This window comes from Mycolicibacterium sp. XJ1819, assembly GCF_053483675.1.
This window is the reverse complement of the sequence record NZ_JBEFST010000048.1, coordinates 1-707: the sequence shown is the minus strand read 5'-3', so window position 1 is coordinate 707 and position 707 is coordinate 1. Positions and strand designations below refer to the sequence as shown.

The 707-nt window shown below is 65.9% G+C and carries 1 protein-coding gene; it reads left to right on the top strand.

Translation table 11 applies throughout. The features are described from left to right. The coding region (locus ABQE89_RS26245; protein WP_448422159.1) for a phosphoglycerate kinase at window positions 1–707 on the top strand (707 nt) is incomplete at both ends.

The window sequence follows — 707 nt, the reverse complement described above, 5'->3', positions numbered from 1 at the left end:
GAGCAGCTGGGCAGACACGTGCAGTTGGCCGGTGATGTCGTGGGTACTGACGCGCTGGCCCGGGCCGAGGGCCTGACCGACGGCGACGTGCTGCTGCTGGAGAACATCCGCTTCGATCCGCGCGAGACCAGCAAGGACGACGGCCAGCGGCTGGCACTTGCCAGACAGCTGGCCGAACTCGTCAGCGCCCCTGACGGTTCGCCGGGCAGCTTCGTGTCCGACGGCTTCGGGGTGGTGCACCGCAAGCAGGCGTCGGTGTACGACGTGGCCACGCTGTTGCCCCATTACGCGGGCCGGTTGGTGCAGGCCGAGGTCAAGGTCCTCGAGCAGCTCAGCGGCTCCACCGAGCGGCCATATGCCGTGGTGCTGGGCGGGTCGAAGGTCTCCGACAAGCTCGCGGTGATCGAGAACCTGGCGACCAAAGCCGACAGCATCCTCATCGGCGGCGGGATGTGTTTCACATTCCTTGCTTCCCAAGGGATCCCGGTGGGCAAGTCGTTGCTCGAAGAAGGCATGATCGACACCTGCCGAAGGCTGCTGCAGACCCACGCTGATGTGATCCACCTGCCGGTGGACATCGTGGTGGCCGCCGAGTTCGCCGCGGACGCCACACCCGAGATGGTGCGCGCCGACGAGATCCCCGGCGACAAAATGGGTTTGGACATCGGGCCGGGTTCAGTGCAGCGGTTCACCAACCTGTTGTCCAA